The organism is Duodenibacillus massiliensis (genome assembly GCF_928721995.1).
GTDB classification, from domain to species: Bacteria; Pseudomonadota; Gammaproteobacteria; order Burkholderiales; family Burkholderiaceae_F; genus Duodenibacillus; species Duodenibacillus massiliensis.
Window position 1 is genome coordinate 239,327 of sequence record NZ_OV788642.1, and the last position, 20,363, is coordinate 259,689.

Sequence of the window (20,363 nt, forward strand, 5' to 3'; positions counted from 1 at the left end):
CTACATTCAGTCTCGAAGACAGAGGATTTTTCCCGTTGTATCAGTATCCTCTGCCGCTTCCAAACAACTTGCGGAAGGAGAGAGACGAATGATGATTCGTAAGGGTCAGCTCACAGCGCTTGCGGCAGCCATGTTGCTGTGCGCCTGTGCTTCCACCAATCAGAGCGGCATGAAGGACGGCACCTACACCGAAGTCGTCCCGGGCCACAACGCCCCGATGACCGTCAAGGTCACGATTAAAGACAACCGCATCACCGCGATTGACACCAGTAAAAACCTCGAAACGATCGGCGTGGGCAAAGTCGCCTTAAAGCTCATGACAGACAAGATTCTGAAGAATCAGTCCCTGGGTGTTGATGCAATTACCGGCGCTTCGCTTTCCTCGATGTCGCTTAAAGCCGCCGTAGGCGCCTGCATTGAAAAAGCGGGCGGCGACCTCAAGGCCTGGCAGAAAAACGTCGAAAAACACGCAACGGCCCCTGTGACGCTTCAGGGTGACGTGGTGGTGATCGGCGGTGGCGGCGCAGGGCTTGCCGCAGCGATTTCCGCGAACCAAAACGGCGCCAAGGTCGTGATTTTGGAAAAGATGGGCTTTTTGGGCGGCTCCACCAACGTTTCTGAAGGCGCCTTAAATGCGCCGGATCCCCAGCGCCAGGGGCCTCAGGGGATTGATGACTCCGTGCAGAAGTTCTATGACCAGACGATGAAGGGCGGCCACAACGTGGGCGATCCCAAGCTTGTGCATTATCTGACGGATAATGCCCTTGGGTCGGTTCACTGGATGGAAAAGCTCGGCGTTCAGTTCAAAAAAGAAGTCGGCACTGCCACGGGGGCTCTCTGGCAGAGAAGCCACTATCCGACAACGCCGTCCGGAAACTCCTACATCCGTGTGTTTGAGAAGTACCTTGCCGAACACAAGGACTCGATTACGGTTCTGACCGACACGGCTGCCAAAAAGCTCGTATACAAAGACGGCCGCGTCACGGCGGTGATTGCCGACAATAAGGGCCGGCCTGTGACCGTGAACGCTAAAAACGCCGTGATTCTTGCGACCGGCGGGTTCGGCGCCAACATTAAGCTCAGGCAGGAAGTCAACACGGGCGTCTGGAAAGAAGTGAAGCTTGACAGCTCCATCGGCTGCACAAACCTCGCCAAGGCCGCGCAGGGGGACGGCATTGTCATGGGGAAGGCTGTCGGCGCTGACGTCATCGGCATGTCCGACATTCAGATTCACCCCTGCGGCACGCCGGGTACCGGTTTGATGGAAAACATCCGTACCTCGGGCAGAAACCGCCTGTTCGTCAACCTTGACGGCAACCGCTTCGTGAACGAAGGTGCAGCGCGCGATACGCTTGCCAAGGCCATTTTCGCGCAGAAGGACTCCACCTACTGGGTCCTTGTGAACCATCTGCGTTATCCGAGCCGCACATTTGTCGACGCCAACGGCGCCACGATTGAAAACATGGTCGCGCAGGGCGCCGTGGTGGAGGCAAATACCCTTGACGAACTTGCCGCCAAGACCGGCATGAACGCCAAGAACCTCAAGGCCGCTGTCGCCGGCTACAACGCCGTGGTCACCAAGGGCGCCAAGGATAAGTACGGTTTTGTCGCCAACAACAAGGCCGACCGTGCGATGACCGAAGGCCCATGGTACGCCTGTAAGAAGGTTCCGACCGTGCACCACACGATGGGGGGACTCCACATCAACACGGAGGCCCAGGTGATTGACACCGAGGGCAAGGTGATCAAGGGGCTTTACGCCGCGGGTGAAGTCACCGGCGGCATCCACGGCTCCAACCGCTTGGGCGGCAACGCCATCGCCGACGTCATGACCTTCGGCCGTACGGCGGGCGCCAATGCGGCCAAAGGGCTCTGATCCGTATAAAGTCTTGACTGACTCGTAAGCGGATCGGGCGGCAGGGTTTTACTGGACCTTGCCGCCTTTTTAGTGCGCTCGGCATGAGCGCGTTCTAACGGGTGAAAGTCCCGAGTGCAGGGGGTAGCACCAAGCACATAGCCAAGAGCAAGGGTGTCCGCCGCGAGGCGGGATCTGAAGGAAGCTGGAGGCAAACCACTGACCTGACGTACAGAAACTGCATAAGGCATTTGAAGATGGGTAAGTCTGCTAAACAAGATGAAGCCCGAAGCTACACGGAATCCGAGGTGTAAATGCAGCAGGTACATGGTGGGAAAGGACGCGTTCTTACCCGAGGAGGACTCACGGACTTCAATGCAACAGCATTGTCGGAGTAAAGCTTGCCGTGAGTAGTCAGCAACGGTCATAGTAAGCAGGGCAGTACCTGACGAAGGACCAAATTTATAGGAGTACGGTGCCGTAGACACAAAGTCGCATGGCGCAGAAAACATAAGAAACCTGTCTGAGTTTTGGTACCCACGGAATGGGAAGAGGAACTCAGGAGGGCGCAACGACCGTGATGGACATGGAAAACACCGCACATACCCCGCCTGCTTTCACGGGGATCACACTTGAAGCGATACTGAGCACTGAAAACCTGCTCACGGCGCTCAAACGCGTCGAGAGCAACAGAGGTGCTCCCGGTGTCGACGGGATGACGACTGAAGAAATTCGAGCGTACATCTTTGCGCATCCGGGCGAGCTTAGGAGTGCGATTCTGACGGGTAAATACCGCCCTTCTCCCGTGAAACGGCTATCTATACCGAGTTAACGGTATGGGAAGGTAAAACTATGAAAACCGCCGTAAAACACTGCGTGAGCAGTGCCTACCAGATCGGTACGGGCGGTGGTGTGGAAGGACGGCGGGGCCTAGCCCCGCCTCCTATCCGATTCGGCCGCCGGCCCGGGCACAGAAAATGAACGGCCCGCACTTTCTCAAAAGAAGGCGGGCCGCTTGACGCGGGGAGAACCGGCAAAGCCGGCTCTTACCTTACTTGGCAGAGCCCCAGACGTCACCCCAAGTACCGGTTAAAGCACCCTGCGCATAGTCCACGACACGGTTTTCAAAGAAGTTCGTGTGCGTGACCCCGAGCATTGCGTCAACCCAGGGCAGGGGATTCTTTTCACTCTTAAAGATGGGCTTCATCCCGAGGCCCATGAGACGGCGGTCTGCGATGTAGCGGATATAGTCCTCGACGTCCTTCTTGGTCAAGCGCTTCATTTCGCTTACGCCGAACGCCAGAGCAATGAACTGGTCTTCGAGGTCCACCATCGTTTCCGCAATGGAATAGATCCGCTTTTTGAGCCGATCATTCCAGAGCTTCGGATTTTCCTTGATGTACTCACGGAAAAGTTTCGTCATCGAGTCGGTGTGCAGCGTCTCGTCGGCAATCGACCAGCTGATGATCTGGCCCATGCCCTTCATCGCGCCGTTGCGGGTGAAGTTCAAGAGCATCACAAAGCTCGAAAAGAGCTGCATGCCTTCGGTGAAGGCCGAGAAAGCGGCAATCTGCGCCGCAAGCTCGTTTTCGTCGTTTAAGCACTCTTCAAAGAAGTGGTGCTTGGCAGCCATCGCTTCGTACTGCAGGAATTCGTTGTAAACGGTCTCGGGCATCCCGAGCGTTTCAATGAGGTGCGAGTAGGCGGCGATATGCACGGCTTCGCGGCCCGCAAAGCTTGAGAGCATCATGCGGATTTCGGGCTGCGGAAACTGCGGCAGATACGTTTTCACGTAGGCCCCTGAAACGTCAATGTCGCCCTGCGTGAAAAAGCGCAGGATCTTGGTGAGAAAGTCGCGCTCACTGTCGGTGAGCTTGAGGGTATAGTCCTTGACGTCCTCAATCATCGGCACTTCCGTCCAGAGCCAGTGCATCTGTTCGCTCTGCACAAAAGCGTCGTAGGCCCAGGGGTAGGAGAAGGGCTTGTAGTAATTGCGGGATGTGGTGAGCATTTTCGTTCAATCCTTTCTTCGGTTACCCTTCACAGGCAAGGCAGGTCGTGTCATCGGCGACGCTCTTCATGTCGATTTCGTCTTCGATGCGCTTACGCACGGCCACCTGTCCCACGCGGTCGGCTTTTCTGAGCTTATCGCTGCGGCAGTAGTAAAGGGACTTGAGGCCCTTTTTCCATGCCATGAAGTGGCAGGCGTGCAGGTACGGAATCGCGACGTCAGCGGGGAAGAAGAGGTTCACACTCTGGCCCTGATCGATGAACTTCTGGCGGTCGGCGGCCAATTCAATAATCCAGCGCTGATCGATTTCCTGGGCGGTCTTATAAACGGCCTTGATGTTGTCCGGAATATCGGTGCGGTGCTGAATACTGCCGTCGTGCGCCGTGAGATCCGCCCAGACATCATCGGTGTCCAGGCCCCGGCGGGCGAGTTCAGCCTTGAGGAACCGGTTCTTCACAATGTAGGCGCCCGAAATCGTGTCCTGACGGTAGACGTTGGCGCGGTACGGTTCAATCGAGGGGCTCGTGCCGCCCATGATGAGGGAACTCGAGGCGTTCGGGGCCACGGCCATCGTGAGAGAAAAGCGGCGTGCAACACCGGAGTCGGCGGCATCGGGATTGGGCCCGCGCTTTTCGCAGAGCTTTTTGTCCGCAGCCATCACGTTTTCCTGGATGCGGGCAAACATTTCACGGTTCACGACTTTCGCAATCACGCTTTCAAAGGCAATGTTGTTTTTCTGCAGGTAGGCATGAAACCCCATGGCTCCCAGGCCCACGCTTCGTTCACGCAGGGCCGAATAACGGGCGCGCTCAATGGTGGAGGGCGCATGGTCGATGAAGTACTGCAGGACGTTATCGAGAAGCTCCATCACATCGTCGAAAAAGCCCGGGACGTTCTTCCACTCGTCGTAGTACTCGAGGTTGACGGACGACAAGCAGCACACGGCCGTGCGCTTGGGGTTCGTCGGCAGGAAAATTTCCGTGCAGAGGTTGGAGCCGTGAATCCTGAGGCCCTTATCCTTAAGCCATGAGGGCAGCGCCTTGTTCGCCGTATCGATAAAGACGAGGTAGGGCTCACCGGTGTGCATGCGCATTTCAAGAATACGCTGCCACAATTCACGCGCGCTCACGGTCTGAATGACCTTGCCGCTTGCGGGGTCTTTCAGTTCCCAGGAGTCGTCCGCATCCGGATCACGCATGCTCGCTTCAATCTTTTCCATGAAGGCGTCGGTGATGTTCACGCCATGGTGAAGGTTGAGCGCCTTGAGGTTGGGGTCGCCCGTGGGCTTACGCATCTCAATAAACTGAATCACATCGGGGTGATCAATGTTGAGAAATGCGGCGTAGGAGCCGCGGCGGGTGGAACCCTGGCGGTACGCAAGGCACGCGGCATCGTAGACGCGCAGATGCGGCATCACGCCCACGCTCTTATCGTCGGCGCTGCGGATGTCGACGTGAATGCCGACGCCGCCCCCGAGCATCGAAAGCCAGTTGACCTCGGAGAGCGTGTCCACAAGCCCCTCGGCGCTGTCGGCCATGTAGCTTAAGTAGCAGGAAACGGGCAGGCCCTTCTTGCTGCGGCCGAACGACAGAATAGGCGTCGAGAAACTCAGCCACTGGCGGCTTGCGTAGTCGTAGATGCGCTGGGCGTGCTCGGGATTGCTGGCAAAGGTTTCCGCAACGAAGGCCAGGCGCTCCTGAGGACTTTTTTCCTCCGGACGCATGTAGCTTTCACGCAGGCGGATCAGACCGAGCTCATCAAAGCGCTCATCACGGCTTAAATCGATGGTGACCGACATGGATTTCCCTTACCGATAACGAATAACTGGAAAACAACAGCTTGTGGTTATTCTTCATCTTGACTACAGCATGCTGTTGTTTGACTGAATTTGAGGGGGCCATCTTAAACGTTCGGAGGCTTCTCTTCAATCGTGCGGCACCTATCACGCCGCAATAAATTTTCTTATGAATCAGTCCCATTCGGGATATCCCTGACGGGAGAAAAGGCTATGACTGACATTTCTGTCAGAGGGTGTTTTACGTCCTGAAGGATTGTTTTCGCAGGGTTTCGCCGGTTGCAGCCTGCGAAGTTCGGGACGCACAGGTCTGATTCGAAATTTTTGCCTGAACATGTTGAAAGACTAGTTGTTTTTGCCTAGGTGGAGTAATGTAGCAGTCGGCGTGAACGCACATCCCCACCGCGTTCATTCCGCGAGCATTTAGCGGTCACCGACTCACTTCCCCGAGACGGTAGTGCAGGCGTACTCCCTGCTGCCGACCGCTTTCCGACACTTGCCACACGAGGAAAAGTCAAATGAAACCCATGAAGTTCGCAACCGTTGCCCTGGCAGCCGCTCTTGCCTGGGGCAGCGCCCTGGCGTGCACCACTGTCGTTGTCGGCTCTCAGGCGAGCGCCGACGGGTCGCTTCTCATTGCCCGCAGCGCCGACAGCTCGGCACTGAAAGCCCAGCACCTTCTGATTCACCCGGCCACTACAAACGCCAAAGGCATGTACCGCTCCGCGGACCACAACGGCGCGAACAAGTTCGAGTATCCGGTCGCGGAAAACGGCCTGCGCTACACGACGGTTCCCAACTGGAAGACGCAGATTCACGGCGCCACAGGCTTTAATGAAGCAGGCGTCGGCTTTTCCGGTACCGAATCCATTTTTGCCCGTGATGATGCCCTGAAGCTCGATCCCTATAACGAAGAAACCGGCATCACCGAAGACGACATCCCGGAAGTGATCCTGCCGCGCGCAAAGACCGCCCGTGAAGGCGTTGAGATTCTCGGGAAAATCGTTGAAACGATCGGGGCCGGCGAAGGCTTCGGCGTTGTTTTAATCGACAACAACGAATCCTGGTACTTTGAAACCGGCACGGGACATCAGTGGCTCGCGCAGCGCACCCCGAAGGACAAGTACTTTGCCTCCGGCAACCAGGGGCGCCTGCAGCAGTACGACCCAAAGAGCCCGGACTTTATGGCCTCGAAGACCTTGGTGCAGTGGGCCACTAAAAACGGCTTTTACGATCCGAAGAAAGACGGCGAATTTAATTTCTCCAAGGCCTATACGCGCGACGACTACCGCGACCGCGACTACAACGACCCGCGCGTCTGGGAAGTGCAGCGCATTCTGACGCCGAGCCTCAAGCAAAACGTCGCAGCCGGCCGCACGTTCCCGGTGTGGGTTAAGCCCGATCAGAAGATCACGGTCTCTGACCTCACCGCGATCATGCGCAACCACTACGCTTCAGGGCCCCTTGCAAGCCACGACCCGTACACCAATGGGCTCAAGGGCGACAAGGAACCCTACCGTCCGATCAGCGTTTTCCGTACGTATGAATCGCACGTCATGCAGGTAAGACCGTGGCTGCCGAAGGCAATCGGTCAGGTCACCTACCTCGCGATGGGCATGGCGGACCTTTCCGTTTATGTGCCGGTGTATTCGGGCATGTCCGCTTACCCGAAGCACTGGGGTATGGGCACGGACAAGGCTGACAGCAAGAGCCTTTACTGGAAGTTCCGTAAGCTCCAGACCCTTGTGATGACGGACTATCCGAAGCTCGCACCGATCGTCAAGAAGGCTTATGGCGCCTTTGAAGCCGACCTTGCCAAGCGCCAGGCCGCGTTCGAAAAGGACTACGTGAAGACCGTGAAAACGAATCCCAAGGCCGCTCAGAAGGCACTGGACGCCTTCAGCATTAAGGCCATGACGGACGCTGAAAACCTCACCGAAGATCTGATGAACCAGCTCTTTACGGTGCGCACGGAAGACATCCAGAAAGTCAATTTCTTCGCGAACCGCTCAAAGAAGGACTGATGTTCTGAGTCTCTGTAAATAAGGCCCGCTTTTTAAGGCGGGCCGCCAAGCAAAAACGCCTGAGCGGACAAACCGTTCAGGCGTTTTTTATAGGGCCCGTCCCGGTGGGAACGAGGCCCGTGTGCGTCACATCAGACAAATCAGAACTTGTAGACCATCTGCACGCCGAGGAGATAGGCGTCGAGCGTATCAAAACGGCCGGCCTTCACGCCGCCCTTATCATCTGCGTAAAGGTCACGTTCGCCGATACCGTGCAGCCACGCGGCAGAAACGTCCAACTGGAAGTCTTTGGCAACCTTAAAGGACGAACCCAGGGCGAGCCACAGACGGTCAGCATCCGGAATGATGGCCGTGCGGTACCGTGCCTCATCCACGGCCGAGGTTTCGTAACCGATACCGGCACGCATCGTCCACCAGTCGTAGAAGCGCATGTCGGCGCCCAAGGAGACGAGGTAGGTGTCCTTCCAGGCGTTATGCACATTCTTTGTCATTGTCACCGGGCCGACAGAGTAGTTAATGTCAAGATCCTTGAAGGACGACCAATCCGTCCAGCGGAAAGTGGCATAGAGGCTCAGAAGGTCGTTCACATCCCAAGCGGCGGTGGCCATCAGCCAAGCCGGGGTGGAAAGAGAGACCGCGGCATCATGTTTTCCCCAAAGCGCTCCCAGTGTTTTGGGGTTCTGGGTCAATGCTCCGTTCAGATAATCACCGGTAATTGCCGTATTTCCCCGGCGTAAGTTGTTGACTGTGAAATCGCCATCGGCATGATGATTCACCTTAGAGCGGTAAGACAAGCCAAAACGCAGATTATCCACCGGCGTCCACATCATGCCGACGTTAAAGCCCCAGGCCCAGCTGTCGGCATCAACTTCACCGTCTACGGTCAGAGGCATATTGTCTTGTTGACCGGCCAGATCCCTCATCTTCAGATCAGCAGACGCGTACTGAATGGACATACCGGCGCCGAGGCTCACCTTCTCGGAAAGCTTCCAGGCAACGTTGGGGTTGAAGTCAAAGGTGAGAACCTGAGCGGAAATACCGCGTTTGGCAAGAGACCAGTTGTCGTCGTATTCCGTGCCCATGCCGAAGGGAACGGTCATGGCAAGGCCCACCCAGACGTTGTCTGTCGCCTGATGGCTGATGTAGCCGAAGGGAATGGGCTGGGTGTTGGCGCGCCCGTTTTCGGTCGTGCCGTCGTTACCCTTGTAGTCAAGGTCAAGGCCGATCGCGACAAAGCCTGCCTGAATCTGCGTGCCCGGATGCAGGGTCATCGTGGCGGGGTTGTAGAAAACACCGGAAATATCGCTGCCGTCAACGCCGGCGCCCGCGTAGGCGCGGCCCAGGGACGATGCCGACTGCTCAGTCAGCATAAAGCCGGCAGCGTAGGTGGAAGAGGCCATTGCAATCAGTCCGGCAACGGCGACGGATTTCATCATTGTTTTCATTTTGTATTGGGATCGACCAACAGTCAGAAAAAAATCGAATCGGATTCTAGAGACCGAAAGAGCAGCTGAAAGCCCAAAAAATCAGGGGTTAACGCATAAAGTACCGTGCGCGGATTAGTCCGTTTTTTTTAAAAATTAAGGTAAACGGATGAACGCCTTAAGGTAAACAACACCCCGTCTGAAGACGGGGGCTTTATTGTAACCGCATCACACGGCCCAACATAAGGCTGGTTTACATCAGCCCCTGTGCTGACAGCTGTCGGCACAGACCCTGCAGGTTGCGGCTCGCATTCAAGTCGCTGTGCGCAAGGTGACCACATTGGCTGCATCGGAACCCGTGCTTATGGCGTTTGCCCGGTGCCCCGCACTGTGAGCATGTCTGGCTTGTATAGCGCGGATCCAGGAAAACACACCGGATTCCAGCGGCTGCCGCTTTGTAAACAATCATCTCCTGCAACTCACGGAAAGACCAGCGGTGCAGTCGGCTTCTGATGCGTTTCCCGGCCTTGATGTGATCCCGGATATGCGTCAGGTCTTCCAGGGCGATTAACTTGATACCCCGCTTTGCGGCTTCCTGCACAATCTCTTTGCTTACAACGTTATTGACATGCGTCACATGGCGTCTTTCTCGGCCTGAGGCTTTTTTCAGGTGCTGTCTGGCACTCTGAGAGCCGTTGCGCTGAAGACGCTTTCTCTGACTCATATATCGGTCTCTTTTATCCTTTAATACTCCTGCTTTCCAAATACGACCCGTGCTGACGGCCGCAATATTGTTCTCGCCGACATCAATACCCATGATCTCGTCGGCTTTCAGATTCTTTAAATTCTCTTCGCCCGAACAACCTTGGGACTCCACTGCGATGTGAAGCTCCCAAAATGCTTCTTTCCGGCCTCTCCGGGGATGCAGAACAAGGTTGCACTCCTTACGCTTTCCCGAAGCCAGCAACTCTTTTTGAAAAGGGCCGGGGCACAGACGTGCCCGAATCCGACCGCTGATGGTTGAAATTGAAACAGTGCCGTCAGGGAAAAATGTCAGCGTGTTCTTGTCGACGTGAACCGAGGGGTGCCTGAACACCAGCGTCTTGAGCTTCTTGTCCTCACTTTTGAGCTGTGCCGGATGATTGGCAAGCTCCGTCTTGTAGGCTGCCGACACCGAGCGGATGACGTTACAGGCATACTGGCTGCCGAGATCCGGAAATTTTGCCTTGATCTTGTCATAAACTGCGTGATGCAGTGTGAAACGCTGCCAGAGCCTCTTCGTGCGGTCCGCCGCTACTGTCGGAACTACAAAGTTACACACCTGCGCATAGAGTCTCTGCGTCGCTGCGAGCTTTTCGTGTGCTGCCGGATCGAGAAGTTCCAGCCGAACGCAGGCTGTGCGGACACACTTGCCGCTCCCTTCAACGCGTCTAACGCCGTCCGCGGATGTGTTCAGTCCTTTCGATGTAGCTTTTGATCGTTTCTGCACTGACACTGCCAGCTGTTCCGACGTAGTAAGAAGGCGACCAAAGATGGCCTGCCCAAAGTTCATTTTTGAGTTCCGGATGCCGCATCAGCAGCATCCTTGCACTGGCACCCTTCAATACTCTCACCGCGTCGGCAATGCTGACGGACGGCGGAAAACTGACAAACAGGTGAAGGTGATCCGGCTGAATCTCCAAAGAAAGTATCTCATACTTTCTTTCAGCGCATATGCTTTCAAGCAACTCACGCAGAGACTGCGCAACACCACCCCTGAGAACGGATTTCCTGTACTGGGGGCACCATACCATATGGTAAGCTGTCTGATGGACGCAGTTTCTGCTGTGAACGATGTTTAGCATAGTGCGTATGGTACCAATTTTTTAAAATAAAAACAGCCGCGATTCCTCCTGCGGCTCAAGCCGCAGGTTTCCTCGCGGAAATTCTATGAAATCAGTACCGCATGACACCTGAAGAGAATCAGGCAGATTTTCGAAAGAAGCAGAGGGCGCCGCGGCCTTTTGAAATCCTACAATGCCCGCACATCCCGTTTCGGGAACTTGGTTTCAGGAGTAAGACATGCAGGACTTTGACCTTTATCTGCCTACCCACATTGTTTTCGGCAAGGGGCGCGTTGCCGAGCTCGGAAAACTTACCACAGGGCGCGGTGAGCGCGTGCTCATCACCTATGGGGGCGGCAGCGTCATTAAAAGCGGACTGCTGGATGCCGTCAAGGCTCAGCTTGCAGACCGCACGGTCTTCACGTTCGGCGGCATTGAACCCAATCCCAAGATCGGAACGATAAAAAAGGCAATTGAGCTCTGCCGCAAGGAAAATATCGACTTCATCGTGGCCGTGGGCGGCGGAAGCGTCATTGACGCCACCAAGTGCATCGCGGCCGGCACTTTCTACGAGGGCGACGCCTGGAATCTGATGTACGACTCCGCGAAAATCGGTCGGACGCTTCCGTTTTTCGCAGTTCTGACGCTTGCCGCCACCGGCAGCGAATACGATAACTCGGGCGTTATTTCCAATCCCGACACGGACGAAAAGCTCTTTCTCGCGGCTCCGAACCTTTTCCCGGTGGCTTCCGTCATGGATCCGACGTACACCTTTACGGTCCCTGCGCGGCACACCGCAGCCGGCGCTGCCGACATCATGTCGCACACCTTTGAGCAGTACTTCGTCGCCGAAGGCAACGAACTCACCGACGGCATGTGCGAAGCAATGTTAAGAACCGTCATCAAGTACGCGCCCGCGGCACTGAAAAACCCCGAGGACTACGAAGCCCGGGCACAGCTGATGATGGCGAGTTCCTTTGGCTGCTGCGGGATTCTTTCAATCGGGCGCTCGGCCTCGGCCTGGCCCTGCCACGGGATTGAACACGAGATTTCGGCCTATACCGACATCACCCACGGCGCGGGGCTTGCGGTCATCACTCCCCGCTGGATGCGGCACACCTTAAACGAAAAGACGGCGCCGCGCTTTGCGCAGTACGGCGTCAGAGTGTGGGGACTTGACGCAAAGGCCGATATCATGGAAACGGCCCGCAAGGCCATTGACCGCACGGCCGAATTCTTTACGTCGCTCGGACTTCCTTCAAGGCTCTCCGAAATGGGCGTTACTGATGAGCACTTTGAAGCGATGGCAGAGCACGTGCTTAAACACTGGTTCCCGCTCGAGACGGCCTTTACGCCGCTTGATAAAGCCGCTGTCATCGCCATTTTGAAGGCCTCCCTCTGACCGGCCATATAGAAACGCCTGAGAATCCCGCTTCGGAACGCTCAGGCGTTTTTCTATTTCGCTCGGCTGTTACCGCATCCAGGGGCAAAGGAGCTTTTGCGCAATTCCGATTGCGCCGTAGAAAAGGAGCCCCAGCACGCACATACCGAGAATTCCGGTAAACATCCGCCCCATGTCGGCTAAGCCCCAGGCGTCCATGATGAGCCAGCCCAGGCCCGAGTCGGTCGCAAAGCTCTCCGCCAGAAAAAGCACCGCAAGCGCTGTTCCGAGACTCACTTTAAGCGAGGTGATGAGGGCGGGGAGCGCCGCCGGGAGGTAGGCGTGCCGGAAACGCTCGCCTGCCGTCGCGCCCATGCTTCTTAACGACATTTCGTACGAGGGGTCAAGCGCCAGAGCGCTTTCTCTCACAATCACGAGAATCTGATAGCCCGTGGCCAGAGCAATCAAAAGAACGCGCGAGGCGTCTCCTAACCCCAGCACCGTAAAAAAGACGGGCAACAGAACGATTTTGGGCAGAGGCAGCGTAATAAAGGTTAAGGGGGCTCCCAGCCAGTCAGCCTTTTTGCTGTGCCCGAACCAAAGCCCCAGACTAAAGCCCGTGACGACGGCAACCGCGAGGGCGCCGATCAACCGCACAAGGCTCACGCCGATGTGCCCCAGAAAACCGGGATCGCCCAGAGACACCGCAAAAAGCACGAGCGAGGCCAGGGGATCGGGAAGAATTTCCGGACCCAGCGCCCGGCTTCCGGCTTCCCAAAGAGCAAGCAAAACGACGCTGCCCGTCACATAACGCAGAATGAGTGACTTCATTTTGAATTGCCTCCTGCGTTTCTTAACGTAGCGTGGACATGCCGCACCGCATCAAAAAAGGTGTTGCTTTCGCGGTCGGCGCACTGTGTTTGCCGGTTAAAGGCGGGATTTTCACAGAGTTCAAGCACCCGCGGAGGGTTGGCCGCAAGAAGCAGAACGTGGGAAGCCAGAAACACGGCTTCGGCGATATCGTGCGTCACAAAGATCATCGTGACGGGCCGCGTAACGCGCATGCCGGCCAAAAAGTCCTGCAGCCGTTCGCGCCTTAAAGCGTCAAGCGCCGAGAAGGGCTCATCCATGAAAAGCACATCAGGTTCGGCAATGAGGGCGCGCCCGAGCGCCAGACGCTGCCGCTGGCCGCCCGAGAGTTCTGAGGGCCAGCGCTTTTCAAGGCCCGTGAGACCCAATTCCTCAATCATCGCCGAGGCCCGCAAAGCACCTTCTGTTGCTGAGACCGGGGAGTTTTTAAGCTCAAAGGGAAGACGCAGGTTTCCTTCCACCGTCTTCCACGGGAAGAGTCCGAGGTTTTGCCATACAAAGCTTGAGCGCACCTGGGAAACCGGGGCCCCGGCCACATCCGTCCAGGTGAGCGTCCCCGCCGCGGGCTTTAAAAGCCCGGCGACTGTTGTGAGCAGCGTCGTTTTTCCGCAGCCCGACTCTCCGACAATAGCTAAAGACGCTCCCGCCGGAAGCGTAAAGGCGACGTTATCCAATACCGTGCGGCTGCCGTAGGCAACCGTGAGGTTTTTCACCGCCAGGCCCGCGGCCGTTCTCTGTTTTTCCTGTGTCATAGCCCGCACTTTACCTGCAAACGACGGCCTTTACATCGGGCGCCGATTTAATGAGCCCCTTTTTAAGAAGCCAGTCGGCCGCTTCTTTTACGTCAGCGTCTGAGGGCAGCGGCGGCAGACCGTCCGCCGTCTCAAAGCCCCCGAACTTCGGAAACCGGTAGGGTTTTTCGAGCCCCTTCGGAATGAGCCCCTTTTTCACGAGAAGCGAGCGGTACTTTTCGGGATCAGCGTCAAGCCTCTTGGCGGCTTCAGACAACGCCCGGCGGAAAGCCCCGACAAAATGAGGCGTCTGATAGGGTGCGCGCACCGAAATCATCGAAAGGGGTTTCACAAGTTTTCGGTCATCCCAGACCACGCGGCCGCCTTTTTGTTCGATGAGCGTTAAAAGCGGCTCGTAAAAAAGCGCCGTCTCAAGGCGTCCGACGTTAAGCATCTGAAGCCGGATCGGAATCTGCGCGACTTCGACGTCCTTAAAGACCTCCGGGCCCACCTTGGCATCAGCGATCATGACGTCGAGCATCCGGTCGGTGATCGTGCCGGAGCTTTTCGCGGTCGTCACACCTTTTTGAGCCTTCAGAACCTCAAGACTTGTGATGCGGTCCGCAGCCTTCGGAGACACCGCAAGGCCGAAGGCCCGGTTGTTTGCGCAGGTGTGCCAGGTGGTGGCGATTACCTTGGCGTCGATGCCGTTCACACGCTGGGTGATCGTGGTCATCAGGTTCGTGTAGTGCCCCGCAATTTTTCCGGCGCGCATGGCGGCGGTGAGTTCGAGAGCACTCTTAAAGGGCACGATCTCAACGTTGAGTCCTTCTTTGGCATAGAGGCCGTCAGCTTCGGCCGCATACAACAGCGCCGCGTCAATCGCGGGCAGCGCCGCAATCCGGGCGGGTGCCTCGGCCGCGGCAGCCTCTGTCGTCCCGAACGTCAATGCAGCGGCCGCTGCAAAGGCCGTGGTAAGCAGTTTACGGCGGGCAATAGTGAGTATCGTCATGAAGTAAAACTCCCTGTCATGTATTTTTATGATGCTGACATACTGACAGGGAAGGGGGCATGGCGCCCACGGCCGGATCAAGGTATTACCGGCTCGGGAACCGCTTCCAAGGTAATGCGTCAAGTCTTCAGCGTTTGCCCGCTTCTTTTTCGAACTTTTCGGCTTCAGGAAAGCGCATTTCAGCGTAGGGCACAAAGCGGCCGCCGAGCACCAACCGGTAGCCGATCCAGACACCCGCAAAGATAAAGATTCCGATGTAGGTCGCAAGAATCCCCTGCCAGTCAACGGGGTCCTTTAAAAACGCCTCGTAGTTTTGTCCGAGCGTGACGGTCAGGCAGATCACAGAATTTCCCGCAGGAAGCCCGGGGCTTGAGCCCCGGGAGGAATGCGGGCTTTCGAAATTTTTTAATCTTGGCCCAAACGCAGCCAAACCATGCACATAGTTTTCGCTTAAGGTATATTCAGCTGCTATGAAATCGCGCACACCGTCCTTTGTCATCGAGCTGGGCCTGAAAACCGGAGAGGATCAGGAAAGTGCACTGGAGCCCCACTTCTCCGATGCACGCCAGCTCTTCAATGCTGTTCTTGGAACGGCAAAGAAACGCGTGCGCGCCATGAAAAGCACTGAAGCATGGAAGCTGACGGCCGCGATGCCCAAGGGCAAAGACCGTAACAAACGGTTTAAGGAAATTCAGAAGTCCGCCCGCCTTTCCGAGCATGCCCTGCATGATGTCGTGAAAGAGCACCGTGCCAAGGGCTGCCTCATCAGACGGTCAGCCGCGGTTTAAGAGTGCTAAACGGGGCTTGCACAGCGTTGAGGGAAAATCAAACAAAACAGGGTTGCGTTGGAAGGCTAAGACGTGGACGCTCGAGGTTCTGGATCTGGTGATAAAGGCTGAAGCCCCGGATGCCTGGCAGAAAGAAGCTCTTCTTTCAGCAACAGATCCGTCCGGCTTTAAGCGTGTCAAATACTGCCGTCTTGTCCGACGGATGATCCGCGGCCGTATGCGCTACTTTGTTCAGCTCATTGTCGAAGGCGTACCGCCTGTCAAGCACGTTTATGCTCCCAAGGATCTCAAGGTGGCTGTTGACCCGAGCCCGAGGACCATGACTTTTTACAGCCCCGAGTGGCAGCAAAAGATTTTGGTGAGCGCGGGCACTGTATCTCAGGAAAAGGAGATTGCGCGTCTTTTACGTGCCATGGACCGCTCCCGCAGAGACACGAATCGGGAGCGCTACAACGCAGACGGCACCGTTAAAGCCGCCGGAAAAAAGATTGTCTGGAAGGAATCCAAGACCTATAAGGCAACAAAGGCAAAACTTGCGGATCTGTACCGCCGCCAGGCGGAACTTCAGATCCTTCCGATCCCCGCTCTCTGGGAGCAGGATCTTCGGGATCTTGTAGGCCACTCCCGTCCAGTTGTCGAGCTTGGCCTGAATCCGCCCCGTGGCCATGCCGTCGATCAGAAGGAGTTGAACCGTTCGCTTCTTGCTCATTACGCACCTCACGCACAATCGTCAAGATTCTGTCTTACCGAAAAGCTTATCCATCAACTCAGAAAGCGTCCCTTCCTTTGCGTAAGGAACCGCATCAACCCGCCGGAAGTTGTGCTTGGTGATGTCGTTGGTTTCGTTGAATCCCAGGATGTACGCAAGCGCAATCCTGTAGATGATTTCGGTCGGGGCAAGTCCGTAAACCTGCTTCTCGAAAATGTGCCGCAGGCGCGCCTTGGGATCCGGATAGAGTTCCTGAAGACGCTTGCTCTGGTAGAGCCTCTTCACAATCTCAGTGATGTACAGACCGGATTTCATGTACAGGTCGATGAAGGTCTTGGAAGGATCATCGAAGCACCCCGGATTCTCTTTCTCAAGCATGTCAACCATTTCCTTCACGGTGCGCTTTGGCGTGAAGATCAGGTTCGTCTTCTGAGGCGGGATGTAGTCGAAAATGTCCTCGATGTTCTTCTCGTCGAAGTAGTCCGCAAGCTTCTTTTTAAGGCTCAGGAACTCCTTAACGGAATCATCGAACACGACGGAATCGAACAGGTTGCCTGCGAACTGCTTTTTCTCGCCAGTTTCCTCGTCCTCGTACTGACCGCCGTCCCGCAGGAAGCGGAACTGGTCGAGGCTGATGCTCGTCACCTCCGTGAACACGGGATTGGGCACGATCTTGTCAAAAGATGCGAGCGTAACGGGTATCTGGCCGTCTCCGTAGGCCATCAGGAACGAGGGGATGGTGCGGGAGAATCCACGCAGATGGTCGCGGATCGAGTCCTCGATGCTGCGCTTTTCGCGCTCTTTCACATTCGTCTGAACACGCCTCACAACCTCTTGCGTAGCCTGCTCAATGAAATCCTGAACTGCGCCCTGCAGGTTCTTCGCAAGATCCTTCTTGAGCTCTTCCTTCTTGGTAGCGTATTCAGCTTCGATCTGCTTCTCAGTTTTCCCCGTCTTGAAACGCTCCTTGAGCGCGTCCTTGCGCTCCTGCGCCGCCTTGTTTTCCTCGATCTTGTGGTTTTCCTGAACCTTGCTGGCAACGCGGTCAAACTGGTTTTTCAGAGTGTTTTCGATCTTCTTTGCGTCGGACGGCTTGACATCATTCTTGAACTTCTCCTTTGCGAGGTTGACGATATCCTTGACGGTGTTCTCCTTGAACTGGCTCTTGAAGGTGTCGAAAGCGGTCTGCACCGCGCTGGTGGATTCTGAACTTGCACTGTCGATCAGCTCTGCCACCTGCTGCTTGATTTCTTCCTGAGCCTTCTCGCCATAGATCTTCGGTCCGAACACTTCGGCAGCGGTTCCTACAACCTGCTCCTGCGGAATCTCCACATCGCCGTTTTGATTGAGGTTGAGATCATCCTTTGTTGTCGGCGTGATGTTGATTGGTCTTGCCTTGGGTTCCTGAACCGGCTGGAACTTGGAAATGATGTCGATGACAGCCTGCGGAGCGCCAAAAATCCCACTGATGTTCTGGAAAAGGTAGTTCGACATGAAGCCACGGCGCACCACCTCAAGAGAGCGAATTTTGCGCGGGATGGACAGCACCTTTTCCGCGTCAAGCGGAATCATCTCGCCGTTCTCGTCCTCACCAATGACGGGGAAGAAGTTCAGCAGTTCGCGGACATGCTGCTTGCGCTCGTCCGTATTGCCCTTGCCGCCGGACGTTCCGCTTGAAAGATCGTTAGCGAACTCATCAAAGATGGTCAGCGTTCTGGCAGGGTCGAAGTCGAACACGTAGGCGTTCTCCTTCATGAAGTATTCCCCGTTTTCGGAATACGTCCATGGATTCTGCGAACGGAACGCAGCCTGCATGTACAGAGCCGGACTCTTCATGTTGCTGAGCATCAGAACGGCAGACCACTCAGGGATGGTGATGCCCGTAGTCAACTGACCGACGGACAGCGTGATGGTGAAGTCGTGCTCAGCAATCGCCTTCTTAACCTTGGTGATTGAAAGCTGTGTTTCCTCGGCATCGTCGAGCTTCCCGTCTCCGGCAGCAAGCACGATTTCATACTGCGAGAAAACGGGGTGCTCCTGGAGTTTCTTTGCAAGCGCCTTGGCGCTATCGACGCGGTTGAGAATCCAGAACGTATGCTTGAGTTCCGCTCGGAGTTTATCGGTGGAGAAGGGGAACTTCTCCTGCGTGGTCAGTGCATCAAGGAACTTCGTCACACTCTCGTCGTGGATAAAGCGTCCATTCTTCGTCTCGAAGAACTCGTTCAGGTCGAACGCATATTCCTCCGTCTCGCCGTTGATCTCGACACCGCGCTCGGCTTCGTCACGGACGATTTCGGACATCTGGTAGGTGAAGAGGTTCAGACAGGGCAGTTTCTCATACGGATTGTTTTCGTCCGGGGCACCGGCCCACTCACGCTTGGCCTTCTGCTCGTCGGCATACGTCCAGTTGTAAATCTCGTTGTCGGCAAACTTGTCGTTCGCGAGAGCCTTGAACGGAGTTCCCGACAGGTGCAGGGTGAAATTTCGCTTGATGTGATCGAATGCGGTATCGGTCTTGAGCGTATCGACGCCCTCGTGGGCCTCGTCAATCACGAGCATGTCCCAAGTGATTTCGGTGAGTTCCTTGAGCTTGTCGAACTTGCCGCCGAAATAGAGCGATCCCTTCAAATCCTGAAGGCTCAGAAACTCAATCAGTCCGAAGTTGCCACATCCGACATACTGCTCCCTGGTCAGCACAAGGCGCTTGTCGCGAAGGACAGGGCTTTCGCTGACGAATTTGAACCCGGAGGCATCGCCCATAAACTTCTCGTAGTCCTCGTACCACGAGTTAGCGATTGCAGGGCGATTCGTAACGATCAAGACCTTCTTGAAATTGAGTTGCTTGCAGAGGTCGTAGACGGAAAGCGTCTTGCCGAAGCGGGGCTTGGCGTTCCACAGGAATTGGCCGTCCTCCGCGTTGGCCTCAACATATTTCTTGGTGAGAGCAACTGCCTCAGCCTGCTCCTTGCGCAGCGTGTACGGAATAACGTCGTATTGGGTATGCACACCGCCGTCCATGCGGAAAGCCGTAAACTTGGAAAATCCGTTCGGGCCGTCGATGTGGAACCACTCCGTTCCCTTTTTGTTCTCAACGCCATCCTTGCGCAAGTAGGCATGGAACTCCTTGTCGGTAAACCTTCGGCCGGATCCATCGTCGTAGGTTGCGTTGCCCTTCCACTCAAGTTTCACTTTAGTGTCGGACGTGTGTGTCTGCTGTGCAATGCGCGTATCTACGTCCTGCTTTTCCGTGTAACCAATCTTTGTCCACCCGTTGTGATCCTCAATCTGAGGCGTAGAGTAGGCATAGACCATCGGAATAATGCGAGAGGATGTCTTCAGAGAAATCTTAGCCATTACACCATCTCCGTCACATGAGTTTCAATAAAATTGATTTCTTCTTCTGTTAATTTGTATTTTTCATACAATTGTTTATCAATTTCGCTTAGGGAAAGATCCCAGTTGATGTCGGACTTTGATGTAAAGTCTTGTAGAGGGACATAGGCCCATTTGGCCGGGGTCACATCTTGAGTGACCTTTAGAATACCGAACAAGGTTCTCGCAAGCTTTGTTTTGATATATTTCTCTGCATTTTTGGCCTCCTGTTCGGTATCAAAAATGCCAATGCTGATAAAGGAAGGAATTGAAGATGTGCCAGGACCTGCAACTATTGGTTTTCCAATAATCCTAGCAGGTATCGGCTTGCCAATAGTACCTGCAGCTCCATCTGCCTTAGCAATAAAAACCTTGAAATGATTAATATTATTTCTTTCAGGGTAGCGAGGGGTTAAATAATCCTTCTTAATCCATTTCCACACCCTTTTCCCTGATTGTATACCTTCTAAATTGGTACAGACGCGTACGGATAACAGACAAATTTTGTTAAAAATGCATTGAAAAACAATGCATTTTTATTTGACTCATGCGTATTTATTTTGTATAA

The 20,363-nt window shown here is 55.4% G+C and carries 17 protein-coding genes; 5 read left to right on the top strand and 12 right to left on the bottom strand.

What is annotated here, in order from left to right:
* Window positions 1-88: 88 nt before the first annotated feature.
* Both NXF97_RS01080 and NXF97_RS01085 read left to right on the top strand, forming a co-directional pair.
* Window positions 89-1,876, top strand: coding sequence for a flavocytochrome c (locus tag NXF97_RS01080; RefSeq protein ID WP_423767304.1), 1,788 nt, complete (start codon window positions 89-91; stop codon window positions 1,874-1,876).
* Window positions 1,877-2,432: 556 nt separating this feature from the next.
* Window positions 2,433-2,687 carry a hypothetical protein gene (locus NXF97_RS01085; RefSeq protein WP_274956131.1) on the top strand — a complete coding sequence of 85 codons (255 nt, stop codon included), beginning with the start codon at window positions 2,433-2,435 and terminating at the stop codon, window positions 2,685-2,687.
* Window positions 2,688-2,906: 219 nt separating this feature from the next.
* Here NXF97_RS01085 and NXF97_RS01090 read toward each other — a convergent pair whose 3' ends face one another.
* Both NXF97_RS01090 and NXF97_RS01095 read right to left on the bottom strand, forming a co-directional pair.
* Window positions 2,907-3,866, bottom strand: coding sequence for a ribonucleotide-diphosphate reductase subunit beta (locus NXF97_RS01090; protein WP_022372454.1), 960 nt, complete (start codon window positions 3,864-3,866; stop codon window positions 2,907-2,909).
* 22 nt (window positions 3,867-3,888) lie between these two features.
* The gene (locus NXF97_RS01095) at window positions 3,889-5,664 is read right to left on the bottom strand and encodes a ribonucleoside-diphosphate reductase subunit alpha (RefSeq protein WP_274956132.1); all 1,776 of its coding nucleotides are present in this window, start codon (window positions 5,662-5,664) and stop codon (window positions 3,889-3,891) included.
* Between the two features lie 515 nt (window positions 5,665-6,179).
* Here NXF97_RS01095 and NXF97_RS01100 point away from each other — a divergent pair.
* Complete coding sequence (locus tag NXF97_RS01100) at window positions 6,180-7,685, top strand: C69 family dipeptidase (RefSeq protein WP_274956133.1); 1,506 nt, start codon at window positions 6,180-6,182, stop codon at window positions 7,683-7,685.
* Window positions 7,686-7,825: 140 nt separating this feature from the next.
* Here the strand turns inward: NXF97_RS01100 and NXF97_RS01105 are convergent, their stop codons facing one another.
* The 3 genes from NXF97_RS01105 to tnpA form a co-directional block, all read right to left on the bottom strand.
* Window positions 7,826-9,121 (bottom strand): OmpP1/FadL family transporter, encoded by a 1,296-nt coding sequence (locus NXF97_RS01105; RefSeq protein ID WP_274956134.1) that lies wholly within the window; start codon window positions 9,119-9,121, stop codon window positions 7,826-7,828.
* A gap of 241 nt (window positions 9,122-9,362) precedes the next feature.
* Window positions 9,363-10,430 (bottom strand): RNA-guided endonuclease InsQ/TnpB family protein, encoded by a 1,068-nt coding sequence (locus NXF97_RS01110; protein WP_274956135.1) that lies wholly within the window; start codon window positions 10,428-10,430, stop codon window positions 9,363-9,365.
* Window positions 10,431-10,539: 109 nt separating this feature from the next.
* Window positions 10,540-10,953, bottom strand: coding sequence for an IS200/IS605 family transposase (gene tnpA / locus NXF97_RS01115; protein WP_274956136.1), 414 nt, complete (start codon window positions 10,951-10,953; stop codon window positions 10,540-10,542).
* 217 nt (window positions 10,954-11,170) lie between these two features.
* Here tnpA and NXF97_RS01120 point away from each other — a divergent pair, with 217 nt between their 5' ends.
* Window positions 11,171-12,334: an iron-containing alcohol dehydrogenase gene (locus tag NXF97_RS01120; protein ID WP_274956137.1), complete on the top strand. Its 1,164-nt coding sequence runs from the start codon at window positions 11,171-11,173 to the stop codon at window positions 12,332-12,334.
* A 69-nt stretch (window positions 12,335-12,403) separates the two neighbouring features.
* Here the strand turns inward: NXF97_RS01120 and NXF97_RS01125 are convergent, their stop codons facing one another.
* From NXF97_RS01125 to NXF97_RS01140, 4 genes are all read right to left on the bottom strand, one after another.
* The gene (locus NXF97_RS01125) at window positions 12,404-13,144 is read right to left on the bottom strand and encodes an ABC transporter permease (protein ID WP_074009503.1); all 741 of its coding nucleotides are present in this window, start codon (window positions 13,142-13,144) and stop codon (window positions 12,404-12,406) included.
* A complete protein-coding gene (locus tag NXF97_RS01130; protein WP_274956138.1) occupies window positions 13,141-13,935 on the bottom strand; it encodes an ABC transporter ATP-binding protein in 795 nt (264 codons plus the stop codon). The genes NXF97_RS01125 and NXF97_RS01130 overlap by 4 nt, the downstream gene beginning before the upstream one ends.
* 10 nt (window positions 13,936-13,945) lie before the next feature.
* A complete protein-coding gene (locus NXF97_RS01135) occupies window positions 13,946-14,926 on the bottom strand; it encodes an ABC transporter substrate-binding protein (protein ID WP_274956139.1) in 981 nt (326 codons plus the stop codon).
* Between the two features lie 127 nt (window positions 14,927-15,053).
* Complete coding sequence (locus NXF97_RS01140; RefSeq protein ID WP_274956140.1) at window positions 15,054-15,269, bottom strand: hypothetical protein; 216 nt, start codon at window positions 15,267-15,269, stop codon at window positions 15,054-15,056.
* Between the two features lie 127 nt (window positions 15,270-15,396).
* On the opposite strand from NXF97_RS01140, the gene NXF97_RS01145 reads away from it, so the two are divergent.
* Complete coding sequence (locus tag NXF97_RS01145) at window positions 15,397-15,714, top strand: hypothetical protein (protein WP_274956141.1); 318 nt, start codon at window positions 15,397-15,399, stop codon at window positions 15,712-15,714.
* Window positions 15,715-16,117: 403 nt separating this feature from the next.
* On the opposite strand, the gene NXF97_RS01150 is transcribed toward NXF97_RS01145, so the two are convergent.
* Genes NXF97_RS01150 through NXF97_RS01160 form a run of 3 tightly spaced genes read right to left on the bottom strand, consistent with a single transcriptional unit; the run spans window position 16,118 to window position 20,238 of the window.
* Window positions 16,118-16,423 (bottom strand): hypothetical protein, encoded by a 306-nt coding sequence (locus NXF97_RS01150; RefSeq protein ID WP_274956142.1) that lies wholly within the window; start codon window positions 16,421-16,423, stop codon window positions 16,118-16,120.
* 21 nt (window positions 16,424-16,444) lie between these two features.
* Window positions 16,445-19,777, bottom strand: coding sequence for a DEAD/DEAH box helicase family protein (locus tag NXF97_RS01155; RefSeq protein ID WP_274956143.1), 3,333 nt, complete (start codon window positions 19,775-19,777; stop codon window positions 16,445-16,447).
* Window positions 19,777-20,238, bottom strand: a complete 462-nt coding sequence (locus NXF97_RS01160; protein WP_274956144.1) for a hypothetical protein — start codon at window positions 20,236-20,238, stop codon at window positions 19,777-19,779. Before NXF97_RS01160 ends, NXF97_RS01155 begins: the two co-directional genes overlap by 1 nt.
* Window positions 20,239-20,363: the final 125 nt, after the last annotated feature.

Coding starts and splice junctions, on each gene's coding strand:
- NXF97_RS01080 (WP_423767304.1), top strand. CDS start 89: ATGATGATTCGTAAGGGTCAGCTCACAGCGCTTGCGGCAGCCATGTTG.
- NXF97_RS01090 (WP_022372454.1), bottom strand. CDS start 3,866: ATGCTCACCACATCCCGCAATTACTACAAGCCCTTCTCCTACCCCTGG.
- NXF97_RS01095 (WP_274956132.1), bottom strand. CDS start 5,664: ATGTCGGTCACCATCGATTTAAGCCGTGATGAGCGCTTTGATGAGCTC.
- NXF97_RS01100 (WP_274956133.1), top strand. CDS start 6,180: ATGAAACCCATGAAGTTCGCAACCGTTGCCCTGGCAGCCGCTCTTGCC.
- NXF97_RS01105 (WP_274956134.1), bottom strand. CDS start 9,121: ATGATGAAATCCGTCGCCGTTGCCGGACTGATTGCAATGGCCTCTTCC.
- tnpA (WP_274956136.1), bottom strand. CDS start 10,953: ATGCTAAACATCGTTCACAGCAGAAACTGCGTCCATCAGACAGCTTAC.
- NXF97_RS01120 (WP_274956137.1), top strand. CDS start 11,171: ATGCAGGACTTTGACCTTTATCTGCCTACCCACATTGTTTTCGGCAAG.
- NXF97_RS01125 (WP_074009503.1), bottom strand. CDS start 13,144: ATGAAGTCACTCATTCTGCGTTATGTGACGGGCAGCGTCGTTTTGCTT.
- NXF97_RS01130 (WP_274956138.1), bottom strand. CDS start 13,935: ATGACACAGGAAAAACAGAGAACGGCCGCGGGCCTGGCGGTGAAAAAC.
- NXF97_RS01135 (WP_274956139.1), bottom strand. CDS start 14,926: ATGACGATACTCACTATTGCCCGCCGTAAACTGCTTACCACGGCCTTT.
- NXF97_RS01145 (WP_274956141.1), top strand. CDS start 15,397: ATGAAATCGCGCACACCGTCCTTTGTCATCGAGCTGGGCCTGAAAACC.
- NXF97_RS01150 (WP_274956142.1), bottom strand. CDS start 16,423: ATGAGCAAGAAGCGAACGGTTCAACTCCTTCTGATCGACGGCATGGCC.
- NXF97_RS01155 (WP_274956143.1), bottom strand. CDS start 19,777: ATGGCTAAGATTTCTCTGAAGACATCCTCTCGCATTATTCCGATGGTC.